This is a genomic window from Sulfitobacter sp. 1A10359 (assembly GCF_043558145.1).
In the GTDB taxonomy this organism is placed as follows: Bacteria; Pseudomonadota; Alphaproteobacteria; order Rhodobacterales; family Rhodobacteraceae; genus Sulfitobacter; species Sulfitobacter faviae.
Genome location: NZ_JBIFGB010000002.1, coordinates 391,115 through 407,898, shown reverse-complemented (window position 1 = coordinate 407,898; position 16,784 = coordinate 391,115). Strand labels below are relative to the sequence as shown.

Below are 16,784 nucleotides of genomic sequence, written 5' to 3'. Positions count from 1 at the left end.
CGCGCGGCGCCGCCTACTTCAATCCTATGACACGCTTTATGCCCCTTATCGCCCTTTGTGCGGTACTGCCCCTCGCAGCCCATGCGCAGGAAGAATCCGAAGAACGCGGTCTCGGCCTGATGGAGCGCGGCGCGCAGATGTTCATGGACGGGATCATGGATGAAATGGGCCCGGTCATGGAGGGGTTTGAAGGGTTCACCGAGGCCATGCGCCCCGCGCTGCGTGACTTCGCGCGGGAGATGGGGCCGAAGCTTACGGAACTTTTGGACGAGGTCGAGGATTGGAGCGCCTATCAAGCGCCCGAGATGCAGCCCAACGGCGATATCATCATCCGCCGCAAGCCCGATCACCCGATGGTCCCGCCAGAGACTCCAACCGAACCCGCGCCGCAGATCGAGCTTTAACGCGCGGCGCGTTTGCCGGTGCGAACATGCACCTCTGCCTCAAGCGATTTGGCGAGTGAGTTCAGCCGCGCCTCTGCGACCTCTCCGAAAAGGGGGACCATGTCGGGGGTGAGCCAGAGTTCCAATTGCTTCTTCTTGGGGAACCAGCGCAATTCGCCGCGCTGTTCGCCCTTGTCCATCCAGAGCATCGCGCCAAAGCGCATGGCCTTGCCAAGGATTTCGGCCTCCAACCGGGTCTTTTCGTCGACCATTTCATAGAGGTCTTCGAAACGCGTGTTTTCACGCTTGTTGGAATAGCGGTGCAGCAGGGCCAGCCCGAGGTAGATGCGTTCGGCGTGTTTCAGCCCACCGAGATTGGCGCGGGTGGCATTGTCGAAACAGGTCTCGGCCCGGTAGTCGGGATGCGCGCGCCAACTGACATCATGCAAAAGGCAGGCCGCTTTGACCAAACGCCTACGGGCGTGGGGGGCAGAGCGGTAGAGCGGCAGGATGAAGTTATAAAGCACCTTGCCGAAACCGGGCATCCGCGCGTCCTTCGCCTCGGCAAAATAGCAGGCTTCGATCAGTGGATCCCGGTCGCGCAGGCGCTGCGGCATCTGCTCATAAAGCATGCCTTCGCGGATGCCGTAGCTGGAAATGGCGATGTCCTTGGGCCGGAAGGTTTTGACCAGACGGCTCAGCACCTCGGCGGCGTAGGGCACCAGCGACATCCGGCTGGCGGAGACGCCGCAGGCATTGCGCAGCTCTTCCAGATCGGAGGATTGGATGAACTTCACCGTCTCGCGAACCGAGGTCACGGTCATGCGGTATTCATGCAGCACATGCAGCGGATAGCCCCGGCGGTACATGTCGATCCGCGCGATCGCCCGCCATGAGCCGCCCACAAGGAACAACCGGTCGCGCTGGCTGCCCATTTTTTCCTGAAGCCCGGTGATGACCTCTTTGATATGCGCGTGCCGCCCCTTGGCCCCGCCCTTGAGGTCGCGCAGCTTAAGGGGGCCAAGCTGGGAGGTGACCCGCCGCCCGACGCGCCCGCCCGAGATTTCGGCAAGCTCCATCGAAGAGCCGCCGATGTCGCAGACAAGGCCGTAAGCGCCGGGCCAGCCCAAAAGCACCCCTTGCGCCGAGAGCCGCGCCTCTTCCTCGCCGTCGATCACCCAGATGCGGAGCCCGGTTTCGCGCAGCACATCGGCGCAGAAGGCGCGCCCGTCACTGGCATCGCGCACCGCCGCCGTGGCGACGACGGTAAGCTCCGACAGGCCCATGCCATCGGCCAATTTGCTGAACCGCCGCAGGGCCGAGAGCGCGCGGGCGCGCCCTTCGGGGGACAGATGCCCGGTCTCGGCCATGCCCGCGCCCAAGGCGCACATGATCTTTTCGTTGTAGAAATAGGCCGGAGAGCGCGCCGCGCCGTCAAAGACCACCAGCCGGACGGAGTTCGACCCCACATCCACCACGCCGACGCGGGCCAGCGCCCGCGCGCCCGGATCCTGAAACAAGGGTTTTCCGAAAAGGCCCAGTTCCGCCACGCCCGTCTCAGGGACGGGGGCGGCTCGGGAAGGGTCGGTCTGGTCTGCCATCAATGCTCCTGCGGGCCATCCGTTTCACTGGATAATTGGCGCAGGGGGGCGGTGAGGTCAATTGCCAAAGGGGCGCTTGCCGGTCAATCCTCGGTATGGGTTAGCTTTGGCACATCCGACGCCCCGGCGCTGCCCCGACCTGAAAGTGAGGGATTTTCCATGAAAAACCGGTGGCAATTGAAGGCAAAAGTGCCTTCAGGGATCGCCGGGCGGGTGAATTTACCATCCGGCCCCATGACCCAGCTTTGCGCCACGTCAGCCAGATTGGCCGCCATGATCTGGCTGGTGATTTGCGCCTTCACGGTGGGGTTTTCGATCTCGACCAATGTCTCGACCCGCCGGTTCAGGTTGCGGCCCATCCAATCGGCAGAAGACATGAAGACCCGTGCCTTTTTATGCGGCAGCCCGTGGCCATTGCCGAAACAGACGATGCGGCTGTGTTCCAAAAAGCGCCCGATGATGGATTTGACGCGGATGTTGTCCGACAGCCCCTTCACCCCGGGGCGCAGCCCGCAGATGCCGCGAATGACGAGGCTGATTTCCACCCCGGCTTGGCTTGCGTCATACAGCGCGTCGATCACCTCGGCATCAATGAGCGCGTTCATCTTGGCCCAGATCACGGCGGGGCGTCCGGCGCGGGCATGTTCGGCCTCGGCGCGGATCATCTCAAGCAGGCGCGGCTTGAGCGTCGTGGGCGAAATGGCAAGGTTTTCTAACTGCTCCGGCGGGGCGTAGCCCGACAGAAAGTTGAACACTTTTGTCGCATCGCGCCCAAGGCTCGAGTCGCAGGTAAAGAGCGACAGGTCCGTATAAATCCGCGCGGTGATCGGGTGATAGTTGCCGGTGCCGTAGTGGGTATAGGTCACCAGTTGATCGCCCTCACGGCGCACCACGGTCGAGATCTTGGCGTGGGTCTTGAGATCGAGAAAGCCGTAGACCACATGCGCGCCCGCGCGCTCCAAACGGCGCGATTGGCGGATGTTGGCGGCCTCATCAAAGCGGGCCTTCAGCTCGACCAGTGCGGTGACCGATTTCCCATCCTCCGCCGCTTCGCAAAGCGCGCTGACGATGGGGCTGTCGCGCGAGGTGCGGTAGAGCGTCTGCTTGATCGCCACCACATCTGGGTCGCGCGCCGCTTGGGCAAGGAAACGCACCACCATGTCGAAGGTCTCGTAAGGGTGGTGCAGCAGCATGTCTTTCTGCCGGATCGCCGCGAACATATCGCCGTCATGGTCGCTGACCCGCTCAGGCACGCGCGGGGTAAACTGCGGCCAGAGCAGGTCTGGCCGGGCATCGGTCACCAATTTCGACAGGTCAGCGATGCCCAACATGCCGTCGATCTCGATCACGTCTTGGGGGCGCACGCAGAGCTCGCGCATGACGACGGATTTCAGCTTTTCCGGCGCGCCTGCGGAATGGGTCAGGCGCACGACTTCGCCCCGGCGGCGGCGTTTCAGGGCGACCTCGAATTCCCGTACGAGGTCTTCGGCCTCATCCTCGACCTCAAGATCGCTGTCGCGCAGCACGCGGAATTCGAAATGCGCCTTGAGTTTGTAGCCCGGAAAGAGGTTGGGGATATTGATGATCAGCAGATCTTCCAGCGGCAGGTAGCGCAGGCAGCCATCAGGGGCGGGCAGGGGGACGAAACGGTCGATCTGCGCCGGGATCGGCAGCAGCGCCTGTAGCGGGCGTTTGTCGCGGGTCCGCTCCAGTTGCAGCGCCAGCGCATAGCCGGTGTTAGGGATGAAGGGGAAGGGGTGCGCCGGGTCGATGGCCAGCGGCGACAGGACGGCAAAGACTTGGTTGAGGAAGACCCCTTCGAGATGTTTGTGATCGGCCTCGGTCAGATCGGCGGTGCGCTCCAGCATGATGTTCTGCGCGTCCATCTCGGCCATGAGGTCGACCAGCACGCGCTGCTGGGACATCATCAGATTGCGCGCGTCTTCGTTGATCAACACCAGTTGCTCACCGGGGCTCAGCCCATCGGCGGCGGCGGTGGTGTTGCCCGCCTGCGCAAGCTCGCGCAGGCCCGCCACGCGCACGGTATAGAATTCATCCAGATTGGTTGCCGAAATCGACAGGAAGCGCAGCCGCTCCAACAGCGGCACGCGCGGGTTCTCGGCCTCTTCCAGCACCCGCCAGTTGAAGTCGAGCCAGCTCAACTCACGGTTAAAGAACCGGCCCGGCCCGGCGGTGTCGAGATCGGGCAGATCGGTGGCGGGCGGAAAGGGCGCTTGCAGGAAATCGGCTTGGGTCATGCGGGCCTCATGACATTGGAATGTAACGGGTTTGCGAAGGCTTGCGTTAATTATTCCAGTATCACGTGCGCGGCGGGGCGATGTCCAGCACCTGCGCGGCTAGTGCGCGGGTCAGGGGGCGCTTCTGTGCAAGGCTGGCGGCATCCAGCCGGTCAACCAGCGCGATGGCGGCGGCAAAGGATCGGTCCATCCGCGTCATGAGGTAGTTGATTAGCTCCGGCTTGGGCGTCAGTTGCCGGTCGGCCAGCAGTTTGACCAGCAGGGCCGAGAGCAGCGCATCGTCGGGCGCCTCCATCTCGACCATCGTGGCGCCGCGCATCCGGCTGACCAGATCGGGCAGGGTGAGCCCCCAATGCGCCACCGGCCCGGTGCCGGTGAGCAGCAGCGCCTGACCTTCGGCCAGCACGAGGTTGTGCAGATGGAACAGCGCCGTTTGCGCCGCCGCGTCACCGGCGATCAGATGCACATCCTCCACCGCCACGGGGCCACGGGCGAGGGCGGGAATGTCGGCCTCCAACAGATCCACCGCACTGATGATCCGCGCGCCCGAAAGGTCTGCCCAAACATGCGTCAGATGCGTCTTGCCCGAGCCTTGCGGCCCGGTCAGCGCCAGCTTGCCGCCCGCCCAACCGCGCCAGCCGTCGATCATCGCCATGGCCATGGCGTTGGAGGGGGCGACAAAGAAAGCGTCGCGGCCCAGAGCCGTTCGGCTGGGCAGGTTCAACCCGAGTTGGTGGGCCATGTTAGCGGATGTCCTCGTCGACGGTCGTTTCAGGCTCTCGGCCTTTGTAGAGCACGCTTTCGCGGTAGCGGGCCGTGGCGAAACGCGCGATCACCCCGATGGCGGCGGCCACGGGCACTGCAACCAAGAGGCCCACGAAGCCGAAAAGCGTGCCGAAGACGGACAGTGCCAGCAGCAGCCAGACCGGGTGCAGACCGACCGAGTTGCCCACGAGCTTTGGCGTCAGCAGGTTGCCCTCGACCACTTGGCCCAGCACAAAGATGCCCGCGACGAGACCGATGGAGAGCCAATCCCCCCAGAATTGAAACAACGCCAGACCGATCGCCAGCGCCCCGCCGATCAACGCGCCGAGGTAGGGGATGAAGGTGACCAGCCCCGCGACAAAGCCGACGACGAGGCCGAATTGCAGCCCCACCAGCATCAACGCCACGGCGTAATAGGTGCCAAGGATCAAGCAGACCGTGCCCATGCCGCGCACGAAAGAGGCCAACGTCGCGTCAATCTCGCGTGCCAACTGGCGAATCGTCGGGGCATGGTCGCGCGGCAGCAGCCGGTCGATCGCGGCGACCATACGGTCCCAATCGAGCAGCAGGTAAACCGCGACCACCGGGACGATGACGAACAGGAGCAGGACGTTGATCAGCGAGGCAAAGGAGGCCAGCGCGGTTTGCAGCAATTGCCCGCCGCGTTCCTGAATGGTGGTGCCCAGCGTCGTCAGCGAGGTGCGCAGGGTCGAATCGTCATCCAAGAGAGAGGGGAAACGGTCGGTGATGAAATCGGTGAAATTGCGGGTGAGCTTGGGGGCGGTCTCGATCAAGTTCACGGTCTGATTGACCAGCGTCGGGATCACCAAAAGCGCCATCAGCACGAAGACCAAAAGCGCCACCACGGTGATGACGGCGGTGGCCATCGTACGGCTGAGCCCCAAACGTTCCAACCGGTCGGCCACGGGGTCGAGAAAATAGGCAATCGCCCCGCCCAGCAGGAAGGGCAGCATCACATCGCCGATGAACCACAGCGCCACCATGAACACCGCTGCCGCGATGCCCCAGTACTTCAATTGGTCTCTGATTGGCAGGGCCATGGCGCTCTCCGGCAGGGAATGCCATCACATCGCCCATGTGGCGTTTCGTTTCAAGCCTTGGCTGCGGGTGGCGCGCGGGTGAGAGGCGCGGAGCGGGGTCGTGGTGGAACTGGCCCGGCGGGCCGCCAGACCTCTGCGATGTGATTGTCTCGCCCTTTGACATGCACTAGTCAGGGGGCAATGCGTCAATGAGGAAACACCATGCGTCTGTCCCAATATTTTCTGCCCGTGCTGAAGGAAAACCCTGCCGAGGCGCAGATCGTCAGCCACCGGTTGATGCTGCGGGCGGGGATGATCAAGCAATCCAGCGCGGGGATCTATTCTTGGCTGCCGCTGGGCTACAAGGTGCTGCGCAAGGTCGAAGAGATCGTGCACCAAGAGCAGCAGCGCGTGGGCCATATCCCGATGCTGATGCCAACGCTGCAATCGGCGGACCTGTGGAAGGAATCGGGCCGCTATGACGCCTATGGCCCCGAGATGCTGCGCATCCGCGACCGGCAGGACCGCGACATGCTCTATGGTCCCACCAACGAAGAGATGATCACCGACATCTTCCGCAGCCATGTCGGCTCTTACAAGGACCTGCCGCTGACGCTCTACCACATCCAGTGGAAATTCCGTGACGAGATCCGCCCGCGTTTCGGCGTGATGCGGGGGCGTGAGTTCCTGATGAAGGACGGCTACAACTTCGACCTCACCAAAGAGGACGCGTTGCACGCCTATAACCGCCATCTGGTCAGCTACCTGCGCACCTATGAGCGGATGGGCCTGCAAGCGATCCCGATGCGCGCCGACTCTGGCCCCATCGGCGGCGACGACACGCATGAGTTCCTCGTGCTGGCCGAAACGGGCGAGTCGGAGGTTTTCTATGACAGCGAGATCACCGATCTGACCTTCGGCGACCGCGAGATCGACCCCAATGATCACGACGCCTGCCGCGCGGTGCTGGAGGAGTTCACCTCCCGCTACGCCCGCACGGATGAGACCCATGATCCGGAGGTATTTGCCAAGGTACCGGAAGAACGCCAGCGCAGCGCCCGCGGCATCGAAGTGGGGCAAATCTTCTATTTCGGCACCAAATATTCCGACGCGATGAACGCCAAGGTGCAGGGGCCGGACGGCAAACAGGTGCCGGTGCATATGGGCAGCCACGGCATCGGCGTCAGCCGTCTGCTGGGCGCGATCATTGAGGCCAGCCATGACGACAAGGGCATCATCTGGCCCGAAGGGGTGACGCCCTTCCACGCGGGGATCGTGAACCTCAAACAGGGCGATGCGGAGGCCGACGCGGCCTGTGACGCGCTTTACAAGAGCCTCAAGGCGCTGGGCCTCGATCCGCTTTATGATGACCGCAAGGGCGGGGCGGGGATGAAGTTCGCCACGATGGATCTGATCGGCCTGCCGTGGCGGATCACCGTCGGCCCGCGCGGGCTGAAGAACGGCGTGGTCGAACTCACCAGCCGCCGCACGGGCGAGAGCGAGGAACTGCCGCCCGAACAGGCGGTTGAGAAGATCGCCAAGATCTACGCCGGTATCGTCTGAGGGCCGCGATGATCCTGCGGGCGCTGACATTGGCCGGTGGGATCGTAAGCGCAGGCATTGCCGCACAAGGCCCGGGGTTCACCCGGGCCTATGTGTTTCAACTGGAGGCGGCAGAGCAGCGCCTCGCCAAAGTCGTGGCGGATTTCGATGCCGCCGCGCAGGCCGCGGGGCTCGACCGGGAAGGCGCCGTGGCGCGGCTGCGTGGATCGGCGCTGCTGGAGCGTCGGCGCTTGGACATGCGCCGCAACATCGAACGGCAAGGGTGGCTTGAGGCCACATTGCCGAGGCTCCAATCAGCGGGCCCGTTCCTGCGTTGCTATCTGCTATGGCGTAACCCGGATGCCGAAGCCTTGCGCGCCGCCCTGCGCGGCTTTGCCCCCACAGCCCCGCGCAGCCGGGCCGAATGGCTCTTCGCCGGTTTGGGGTTCATCGCGGGGGCCAGTCTTACCCGCCTGCTGCTATGGCTGCCCACATGGCCCGCGCGCTTCCGCCGCCGCCGGGCATTGCGTTCTTGACCCTGCTGGGGCAAAGCCTCAGGTTGCGCGCACCTCAGACCGGAGCCTTCCCCCATGGCCAGCAAACCCACACGCACCGCCCCATTCGCGGCCTTTGAATGGATGATCGCTTGGCGCTACCTGCGCGCCCGCCGCGCCGAAGGGGGCGTCAGCGTCATGACGTGGATCAGTCTCATCGGCATCACGCTGGCGGTCTTCGCGCTGATCGCCACGCTTTCGGTCCGCTCAGGGTTCAGGGCCGAGTTCGTCGACACGATCCTCGGGGCCAATGCCCATGTCACCGTCTACACGATGGGAGAGGTGCTGCCCAACGGCCAGATCGACCGCACCATCGACGATTACGAGGCCATGGCCGAGCGGGTGGCAGCCGTCGAAGGCGTGACCCGTGTGGCCCCGCTGGTGCGGCAACAGGTCATGGCCAATCGCCGCCAGTCGAACGCGGGGGTCGAGGTTTTCGGCATCGCTTCGGACGATTTGATGACCATCCCCGGCATCCAGCCTTCGGAGCGTTCTTTCGGTGACATCACGCGTTTTGAAGATGGCATGGCCATCGGCAGCGGCGTGGCGCAGTCCTTGGGCGTGCAGGTGGGCGATAGCGTCAAGCTGATCTCGCCCAATGGGGTAAAGACCGCCTTTGGCACCAGCCCGCGGGTCAATGCCTATGAGGTGGTCTATATCTTCTCTGCCGGGCGCTACGATATTGATAAGACAAGGGTTTACCTGCCAATTGCCGAGGCGCAGAGCTTTTTTAACCGCGAGGGCGTGGCGGATGAGCTGGAGGTTATGGTCGAGGATCCCGAGGGGGTGGACGCCATGGCGCACACGCTCATGCAGGCGGCGGGCGAGCGGGCGCAGGTCTGGACTTGGCGCGACGCTTCGGGTTCCTTCCTCTCGGCGCTCGACATAGAAGACCGGGTCATGTTCGTGATCCTCAGCGTGCTGGTGCTGATTGCGGCGATGAACATCGTTTCGGGGCTGATCATGTTGGTCAAGAACAAGGGCCGCGACATCGGCATCCTGCGTACCATGGGGCTCAGCGAAGGCTCGGTGCTGCGGGTGTTCTTCATCTGCGGTGCCTTCACCGGCATCATCGGCACCATTGCGGGCGTGGTGCTGGGGGTACTGTTTGCAATTTACGTCGACCAGATCTTCGCCTTTGTGAACTACCTCAGCGGCGGCAATGCCTGGGATGCTTCGATCCGCGGCATCTATTTCTTGCCCGCGAAACTGCAATTGGGCGATGTGCTCTCAGCCGTGGCGCTCTCGCTCGGCCTGTCTTTCGTCGTCACGATCTTTCCCGCCCGCCGCGCGGCGCGGATGAACCCGGTGGAGGCCCTGCGCTATGAATGATCCCGTCCTGCGCCTGAGCGGCATTTCCAAGTCCTACAACCCCGGCAAGCCGAACGAGGTGCAGGTGCTGCGCGGCATCGACCTTGAGGTGGCCCCCGGCGAGGTGGTCGCGCTGGTGGCGCCCTCCGGGGCGGGTAAGTCGACGCTGCTGCATATCGCGGGGCTTTTGGACACCGCCGACAGCGGCACGGTGCAGATCGCGGGCGATGACCTGACGGGCCAGAGCGACCGCCGCCGCACGGCCGTGCGCCGCGCCGACGTGGGCTTCATCTACCAGTTCCACCACCTGCTGCCCGAGTTCACGGCGCTGGAAAACATCGTGCTGCCGCAGCTGGCAAATGGCGTGGTGCGCAAGGAGGCCGAGGCGCGGGCGCGGGAGCTACTGACGCAGGTCGGCATCGCCGAGCGCGCCGATCACCGCCCCGCCGCCATGTCGGGCGGTGAGCAGCAGCGGGTGGCCTTTTGCCGCGCGCTGGCCAATGCGCCACGCCTGCTGCTGGCGGATGAGCCAACGGGCAACCTCGACCCTTCGACCTCGGATCAGGTTTTCGCCGCGCTGATGGCGCTGGTGCGCGGCACCGGGCTTTCGGCGGTGATCGCTACCCATAACCTCGAGCTGGCGGCCCGGATGGACCGGCAAATCCGGCTCGACGCGGGGCAGTTGGTGCCGGTCTGACTCAGCCGCAGATGTTTTCTAACTCGACCCCGTCCCAGGGCAGGCCCACGTCATAGGGGCGGCTCTGGGGCAGGGGGGCCACGGGCATGACCTCCGACAGCATCGCATGCAACCGCTTGGTGCGCGGCGCCTGCGGGTCGAGCGCGCGGCAGCAGACGAATTCCTCCACGATCGAGCCTTGCTGTTCATAGCCGAAATCGAGGAAGCGCGGCTTGGTATCCACGTCGAAGAGGTAGGGGTCCGGGCTGGAGAACTGCTCGGAGGCCGCGCGCAGGGGCGAATAGCCGGTGAGGTCGCGGTTCTGCCATTGCCAGACATGGGTGATCTCATGCGCCAGCAGCATGGCGGCGATCAGCCCGATGCGGTCGGGATGGTCGGGCAGGTAATCCTCAAGGTACCAGTCCTTGTCGAAGAGCACATGGTTGAAGAGCGCCACGGCGGCGGGTTTCGAGGTGACGGTCTCGCCCACCTGCGGCGGCAGGATACGCTCGCGGCAGGTGGTGCGCGGGCGCGGCTTGCGGCGGAAGGTGACCGCGCGGGTGGGCGCGCCGTCGTGCAAGCGCACGCGGTCGTAGTTGAGGGTGGGCCCGTGGATGGTGGCGAGATAGGCGCGTTCGTTGTCCGTCAGCGGCCGACCGCAGGCGGTGAGGAGGAGGCAGAGGAGAAGTGCGCGGATCATGGAATGAGTTAGGCGCGGGGCAGGCTGTGGATCAAGGGGGAAGTTTGGACAGCCGCGAAACAGTAGGGCCGCGCCCGACCTCGGGCCGGAGGGCTACTTGGAAAAGGTCCAGTGGACCTTTTCAGCCCGGAGGGCGGCGCAAGCCGCGGGGTGCACGCATGTGCGCCCTCCCCGTGGGGGAGGGTGAAGACCGTCTCGCAAACTCTCTGGGGGAGAGTTTGAGGTCTGAACGGGCGGAGCCCCGGACAGGCGCGGCCCGGGACGGGGTCCCGGGCTGGTTTTTCAGATGACTTCGATTTGAGCGTAAACGCCTTACTTCTTGGAAGAAGGGGCGCTGATGCTGCTGGGCTTAGAGCCGACGATGACCTGCCAGCACCTAAGAAAAGACGTTTAAAGAGGCCGAATTGTAGCGGCATTAAGCAGTCGTTTGATCACAGCAGGCCAGTAAACAAAATACGCCAAGCCTAATGTGATGATCGACAGTAGAAGCCAGAACAATGCGTGCCCTATGATGTCCGCGAAAGAGACTTCAACATTGATCTTCCCCACAGTGTTTCCCGCAGGGTCGACCAAGGTGGATCGGTTCATCGGCGCCTTCAAAAAGTAATAAGGCAGGACGAACAAAGCCAAACCAAAAGTTATAACGGAAAGCAGAATCCAAATGATGATTTGGCCTATCGCTTCCCCAACCGAAAAATCGCATTTAAGCTTATAGCCGTTTAGGGTCATGGGAAATTACCTCAGTTAAAAAAGTAACTATTCCCATAGTTGTTTTCTTCGGTCAAACTCAACTTAAGCTTCGGGTTGGCTCTTTTCAGCCCCCTCAAACATCCAACTCCTCCACAAACTGCGCATTTTGCTGAATATAAGCAAAGCGCATCTCCGGCTTCTTCCCCATCAACCGCTCCACCAGATCCCCGGTCTCGCCCGGCACGTCCTCGTCCACGGTCACGCGGATGAGCTTGCGGGTCTCGGGGTCCATCGTGGTCTCCTTAAGGTCCTTCGCGTCCATCTCGCCCAGACCCTTAAAGCGGCTGACGTCGATCTTGCCTTTCCCGCCCAAGCCCTTCTCCAACCACATGTTTTTCTCAGCCTCATCAAGGCAATAGACCCGTTTTGCACCTTGGGTGAGGCGGAACAGCGGCGGGCAGGCGAGATACAGATGCCCGGCATCGATCAGCGGGCGCATCTGGGTGAAGAAGAAGGTCATCAAAAGCGAGGCGATATGCGCGCCGTCGACGTCGGCGTCGGTCATGATGATGATCTTGTCATAGCGCAGATCGTCGAGGTTGAACTTGGTGCCCATGCCGACGCCAAGCGCCTCGCAAAGGTCGTTGATCTCGGCATTGGTCGTCAGCTTGCTGGAGGCAGCGCCCAGCACGTTGAGGATCTTGCCCTTAAGCGGCAGCAGCGCTTGTTTCTCGCGGTTGCGCGCACCCTTGCCGGAGCCGCCGGCGCTGTCGCCCTCGACAATGAAAAGCTCCGTGCCCTCGCGCGATTTGCTGGTGCAATCGGTCAGCTTGCCGGGCAGGCGCAGTTTCTTGGTGGCGGATTTGCGGGCGGTTTCTTTCTCCTGCTTGCGGCGCATCCGCTCCTCGGCGCGCAGCACCAGAAAGTCGAGGATCGCGCCCGCGGATTTCGTATCCGCCGCCAGCCAGTTGTCGAAATGGTCGCGCACCGCGTTTTCGACCAGCCGCTGCGCCTCGGTGGTGGCCAGACGGTCCTTGGTCTGGCCCACGAACTCCGGCTCGCGGATAAAGCAGGAGACCAGCGCACAACCCCCGGTGATCAGGTCGTCGCGGGTGATGTCCTTGGCCTTGCGGTTGTTGGCCAACTCGCCGTAGGCGCGGATGCCTTTCAGGATCGCGGCCCAGAAGCCGCTTTCATGGGTGCCGCCCTCGGGCGTGGGGACGGTGTTACAGTAGGACTGGATGAAACCGTCGCGCGCGGGCGTCCAGTTGATCGCCCATTCGACCTTGCCCGGCACGCCAAAGCGCTCTTGGAACTCGACGGTGCCCGCAAAAGGGTTCTCGGCATAGGTCGTGGCCTTGCCCAGCGTCTCGCGCAGGTAGTCGGCCAGGCCGCCGGGGAAGTGGAAGGTCGCCTCCATCGGCGTGTCGCCGTCTTCGATCTCGGACTTCCAGCGGATCTCGACGCCGGAGAAGAGATAGGCCTTGGAGCGGACCATCTTGAGCAGGCGCGAGGGTTTGAAGCGGTGCGCGCCAAAAATCTGTTCGTCGGGGTGGAAGGTCACGGTGGTGCCCCGGCGGTTGGGGGCCGCGCCGATCTTCTCCACCGGGCCCTGCGGGATGCCGCGCGAGAAGCGTTGCTCAAAGAGTTCACGGTTCCGCGCGACCTGTACGACCATGGAATCGCTGAGCGCGTTGACCACCGAAGCGCCAACCCCGTGCAGACCGCCCGAGGTCTGATAGGCCTTGCCCGAGAACTTGCCGCCCGCGTGCAGGGTGCAGAGGATCACCTCGAGCGCAGATTTGTCGGGAAACTTCGGGTGCGGGTCGATCGGGATGCCGCGGCCGTTGTCGCGGATGGTGACCGAGTAATCGGCGTTCAACTCCACCTCGATCCGGTTGGCATGGCCCGCGACAGCCTCGTCCATCGAGTTGTCGAGCACCTCGGCCACCATATGGTGCAGCGCGCGCTCATCGGTGCCGCCGATATACATGCCGGGACGTTTGCGGACGGGCTCCAGCCCCTCCAGCACTTCGATGGAGGAGGCATCGTATTCGGTGGGTTCCTGGCCGGAAAGAAGGTCGGTCATGCGGGCCTGCTCTTTGTTTGTGGGTGGGGGCCATTTTGACAGCCCCGCGCGCCGGGGGCAATCGCGGGTTTGTCTTGGGCTGCTGTTTTGCCCCGGTCAGCCAGCTTTGGCGCGCAGCCAATCGGCAAGGGTCTCTTCATCGATGCGGCCTTGGGCCACTTCGCGGATCAGATCGCCTGCCTCGATGGTTTCGTGGTCAAGCTGCACCCCATTGAGATCAAGGCAGATATCGAGAACGAGATGCGCGGTTCGCTTGTTGGCGTCGTTAAAGACATGCCCGGTGGCAACTGCCACGCAATAGGCCGCGGCAAGGTCGAAAACATCTTCGATCATGCCGTAGACTAGCCGGTTATCGACCCGCGCCAATGCCCCTTCTAGCGATTTGTCCAAGGCCATGCCGGCCAACTCGCCTGGGTTCAGTGCGGAATCGTGAATTTTGACGACGAGGTCAGGTGAAAGCAGCACATAGGTCATTTATCTTTGAGGTAGTCCAGAACGGGCTGATTGATGTGCTTCCTGCGGGCAATGCTCTCCATCACCTCATCCAGCGTGGCCACACGCGGCTCTTCTTGCAACGTCGCCTCGGCGGGTACGAAATAGCCCACGCAGCGCGAGTTCTTCATCACCGCCACGGGCTTGCCGCCCGAGCGTTCCAATACCTTATGCGGCTCGCGCATCTCGGTCATGGTGGCGATGTGGTTGGTGTGAATGCGGGTCATGGCGCGGCTCCTGAATGCATATCTTAATATACATTATTTCGCCCATTTTACAAGGGCCGCTGCCTGCTCCAGTCCAGCACCGCCGCCGCGACCTCCGACGGCTTTTGGTGGTGCAGCCAGTGATCCGCCCCTTCGATCTCGACCCGGGTGAGGTCCGGCGCGAAAGCCTCCAACCCGGCGGTGGCTTCGGGCAGAAGGGCGGTGTCCTCCGTTCCCCAAATCAGCAGATGCGGGCAGGTGATGCGCAAACGGTCGACCGGGAATTCTGGCAGGTCGCGTAGGGGCTTGCCGGGCGCGGCGACTTGCAGGGGGGAGACTTGCAGGGGGGAGGCGCGATACCAGTTGATCATCGCCCTGAGCCGCCCCGGCCGCCCCCATTCCGCGCGGTAGTCCTCAAGCCGCGCGGGCGTCAGCCAGCTGAGGTCCATATGGGCGGAAAAGAGGTCGAGCAGGCCCGCGAAATCGTCCCGCGCCAACCGCACCGCGCTGCCTTCGGCGCGCAGGGCGTTAATATATTGCGAGGCGCGCGACTGCGCACCGCCTGCGGCCATGGCGCGCTGAAACGGCACGGGATGCACGCCGTTGAGGACGACCAGCCGGGCCACCAGCTCAGGCCGGAACATCGCCAAAGCGTAGCCCACGGAGGCCCCCCAGTCATGTGCCAAGACGGTCACCGGCCTGTCGCCGATCAAAGCGGCCATATCGGCCATGAGATGCGCCATCGCATAGGGTTCGATCCCCTCGGGCGCGCTGCTTTGGCCATAGCCGCGCTGGTCGGGGGCGATGCAGTGGAAGTCTTGGCTCAACAGCGGTGCCAGATCACGCCACGCGCCGCCGTATTCGGGAAAACCGTGAAGCATCAACAACGGCGGCAGGCTCTCATCGCCCCAGTGGCGAATGAAAATCTCCTGACCGTTCAATCGGCGGGTTTCGGTCCGTGTCGGTTCCATCGCGAGCCCTCCTGCCATCAGCTTTGCTGTTAAGGGCCGCGGACGCAAGGATTTCATGGCAAAACAGTGGCATCGACGCCGCGCAAACCCATGGCAGAGCGTAAAAACCGCACTTCCCCTTTGCAGCGACCCGGCGTAAGGCTTGGGCCATGAGCAAGACTATGACCAACCGCAATCACGTCCGGGCGATCCTGACACTCGGCCTGCCGCTGATCGGCGGGCATCTGGCACAGATGGCCATCGGCGTGACCGATACCGTCATGCTCGGCTGGTATTCGGTCGAGGCACTGGCGGCGGTTGTTCTGGGCAGCACTTATTTCTTCGTGCTGTTCATTTTTGGTTCGGGCTTTGCCATGGCGGTGATGCCCTTGGTGGCCGCCTATGACGCCGAGGATGACGAGATCGGCCTGCGCCGCGCCACGCGCATGGGGCTGTGGCTCTCGGTGGGGTTCGCCATGATCGCGCTGCCCGCGATGATCTGGTCGCCCGCGGTGCTGGACCTTTTGGGGCAGGGGCCGAACCTTGCTGACCGGGCGGGCGATTACCTCAAAGTGGCGGGCTGGGGGATTCTGCCCGCGCTTTTGGTGATGGTGTTGAAATCCTACCTCGCTGCGTTGGAGCGCACGCAGGTGGTGCTGTGGATCACCCTGCTGGCCGCCGGGGTCAATGCGTTGGCGAATTACGCGCTGATCTTCGGCAACTGGGGCGCGCCGGAGCTTGGCGTGATGGGGGCGGCTGTGGCCTCGGTCACGACGCAATGCGTCTCGTTGATCGGGGTGGTGATCTATGTGCTGATCGCCCTGCCGCAGCACAGCCTGTTCGTGCGCCTCTGGCGGGTGGACGGGCAGATGTTGCTGCGGGTGTTTACGCTGGGCCTGCCGATTGGCCTGACCACGCTGAGCGAAGTCGGCCTTTTCGCCGCCTCCTCGCTGATGATGGGCTGGCTGGGGACGATCCCGCTGGCCGCACATGGCATCGCGATCCAACTCGCCTCACTGACCTTCATGGTGCATCTGGGGCTGAGCAATGTCGCCACGATCCGCGCGGGCAATGCCTATGGCCGCCGCGACGTGCCGCATATGAAGCGCGGCGCGGTGATCGTGCTGGTCCTGTCGCTGGTCTTTGCGCTGATCACTATGATCGGTTTCGTCGGCTACCCCGAGCCGCTGATCTCGGTCTTCATGCAAGAGAATGAGCCTGCGCGGGCCGAGATCCTTGCCATCGGCACCGGCCTTCTGGTGATGGCGGCGCTGTTCCAACTGGTCGATGGGGCGCAGGTGGTAGCCCTTGGTCTGTTGCGCGGGGTGCAGGATACCAAAGTGCCGATGGTCATGGCCGCGGTCAGCTATTGGATCGTCGGCATGCCCTGCTCCTACCTGCTGGGCTTTGTGCTGGGCTTCGGAGCGATGGGCATCTGGGCCGGGTTGGTGGCGGGGCTGGCCGTGGCCGGGCTGCTGCTGAATGCGCGGTTCTGGGGTGTGATCGTGAAGCGGCTGGCGGTCTAAG

16 protein-coding genes are annotated in these 16,784 nt (G+C 63.5%); 6 read left to right on the top strand and 10 right to left on the bottom strand.

The annotated features are described in order from the left end of the window. Positions 1-38 precede the first annotated feature (38 nt). Positions 39-404 carry a hypothetical protein gene (locus ACGYK2_RS06265; RefSeq protein ID WP_271687923.1) on the top strand — a complete coding sequence of 122 codons (366 nt, stop codon included), beginning with the start codon at positions 39-41 and terminating at the stop codon, positions 402-404. Here the strand turns inward: ACGYK2_RS06265 and ACGYK2_RS06260 are convergent. The 4 genes from ACGYK2_RS06260 to ACGYK2_RS06245 form a co-directional block, all read right to left on the bottom strand. After that, the gene (locus ACGYK2_RS06260) at positions 401-1,984 is read right to left on the bottom strand and encodes a Ppx/GppA family phosphatase (RefSeq protein ID WP_271687922.1); all 1,584 of its coding nucleotides are present in this window, start codon (positions 1,982-1,984) and stop codon (positions 401-403) included. The two genes, ACGYK2_RS06265 and ACGYK2_RS06260, sit on opposite strands and share 4 nt — an antisense overlap. An 83-nt stretch (positions 1,985-2,067) precedes the next feature. Then, positions 2,068-4,242 (bottom strand): RNA degradosome polyphosphate kinase, encoded by a 2,175-nt coding sequence (locus ACGYK2_RS06255; RefSeq protein WP_209219043.1) that lies wholly within the window; start codon positions 4,240-4,242, stop codon positions 2,068-2,070. 61 nt (positions 4,243-4,303) lie between these two features. After that, complete coding sequence (locus tag ACGYK2_RS06250; protein WP_271687921.1) at positions 4,304-4,984, bottom strand: DnaA ATPase domain-containing protein; 681 nt, start codon at positions 4,982-4,984, stop codon at positions 4,304-4,306. Position 4,985: 1 nt separating this feature from the next. Beyond that, positions 4,986-6,068, bottom strand: a complete 1,083-nt coding sequence (locus tag ACGYK2_RS06245; protein ID WP_067265471.1) for an AI-2E family transporter — start codon at positions 6,066-6,068, stop codon at positions 4,986-4,988. A 201-nt stretch (positions 6,069-6,269) separates the two neighbouring features. Here ACGYK2_RS06245 and proS point away from each other — a divergent pair, with 201 nt between their 5' ends. The 4 genes from proS to ACGYK2_RS06225 are packed head-to-tail and all read left to right on the top strand — an operon-like array spanning position 6,270 to position 10,151. Beyond that, positions 6,270-7,610, top strand: coding sequence for a proline--tRNA ligase (gene proS, locus ACGYK2_RS06240; RefSeq protein ID WP_271687920.1), 1,341 nt, complete (start codon positions 6,270-6,272; stop codon positions 7,608-7,610). Between the two features lie 8 nt (positions 7,611-7,618). Beyond that, on the top strand, positions 7,619-8,125 hold the full coding sequence (locus ACGYK2_RS06235) for a DUF2937 family protein (protein WP_271687918.1): 507 nt from the start codon (positions 7,619-7,621) through the stop codon (positions 8,123-8,125). Positions 8,126-8,179: 54 nt separating this feature from the next. After that, on the top strand, positions 8,180-9,475 hold the full coding sequence (locus ACGYK2_RS06230) for a lipoprotein-releasing ABC transporter permease subunit (protein WP_271687916.1): 1,296 nt from the start codon (positions 8,180-8,182) through the stop codon (positions 9,473-9,475). Then, entirely contained in the window at positions 9,468-10,151 is a 684-nt protein-coding gene (locus tag ACGYK2_RS06225; protein WP_271687915.1) for an ABC transporter ATP-binding protein, read from the top strand. Before ACGYK2_RS06230 ends, ACGYK2_RS06225 begins: the two co-directional genes overlap by 8 nt. A 1-nt stretch (position 10,152) precedes the next feature. Here ACGYK2_RS06225 and ACGYK2_RS06220 read toward each other — a convergent pair whose 3' ends face one another. The 6 genes from ACGYK2_RS06220 to ACGYK2_RS06195 form a co-directional block, all read right to left on the bottom strand. Continuing rightward, on the bottom strand, positions 10,153-10,830 hold the full coding sequence (locus tag ACGYK2_RS06220) for a hypothetical protein (protein ID WP_271687914.1): 678 nt from the start codon (positions 10,828-10,830) through the stop codon (positions 10,153-10,155). A 390-nt stretch (positions 10,831-11,220) separates the two neighbouring features. Further along, on the bottom strand, positions 11,221-11,559 hold the full coding sequence (locus tag ACGYK2_RS06215) for a DUF6693 family protein (RefSeq protein WP_271687912.1): 339 nt from the start codon (positions 11,557-11,559) through the stop codon (positions 11,221-11,223). Positions 11,560-11,653: 94 nt separating this feature from the next. Continuing rightward, positions 11,654-13,609, bottom strand: a complete 1,956-nt coding sequence (gene parE / locus ACGYK2_RS06210; protein WP_271687910.1) for a DNA topoisomerase IV subunit B — start codon at positions 13,607-13,609, stop codon at positions 11,654-11,656. Positions 13,610-13,705: 96 nt separating this feature from the next. Then, complete coding sequence (locus tag ACGYK2_RS06205) at positions 13,706-14,083, bottom strand: type II toxin-antitoxin system death-on-curing family toxin (protein WP_271687909.1); 378 nt, start codon at positions 14,081-14,083, stop codon at positions 13,706-13,708. Further along, positions 14,080-14,328 (bottom strand): hypothetical protein, encoded by a 249-nt coding sequence (locus ACGYK2_RS06200; RefSeq protein WP_093926785.1) that lies wholly within the window; start codon positions 14,326-14,328, stop codon positions 14,080-14,082. The genes ACGYK2_RS06205 and ACGYK2_RS06200 overlap by 4 nt, the downstream gene beginning before the upstream one ends. A 47-nt stretch (positions 14,329-14,375) precedes the next feature. Then, entirely contained in the window at positions 14,376-15,278 is a 903-nt protein-coding gene (locus ACGYK2_RS06195; RefSeq protein ID WP_394374263.1) for an alpha/beta fold hydrolase, read from the bottom strand. A 149-nt stretch (positions 15,279-15,427) separates the two neighbouring features. Between ACGYK2_RS06195 and ACGYK2_RS06190 the strand changes: the two genes are divergently transcribed. Further along, the gene (locus ACGYK2_RS06190) at positions 15,428-16,783 is read left to right on the top strand and encodes an MATE family efflux transporter (protein WP_271687907.1); all 1,356 of its coding nucleotides are present in this window, start codon (positions 15,428-15,430) and stop codon (positions 16,781-16,783) included. The last annotated feature ends 1 nt before the right edge of the window (position 16,784 follow it).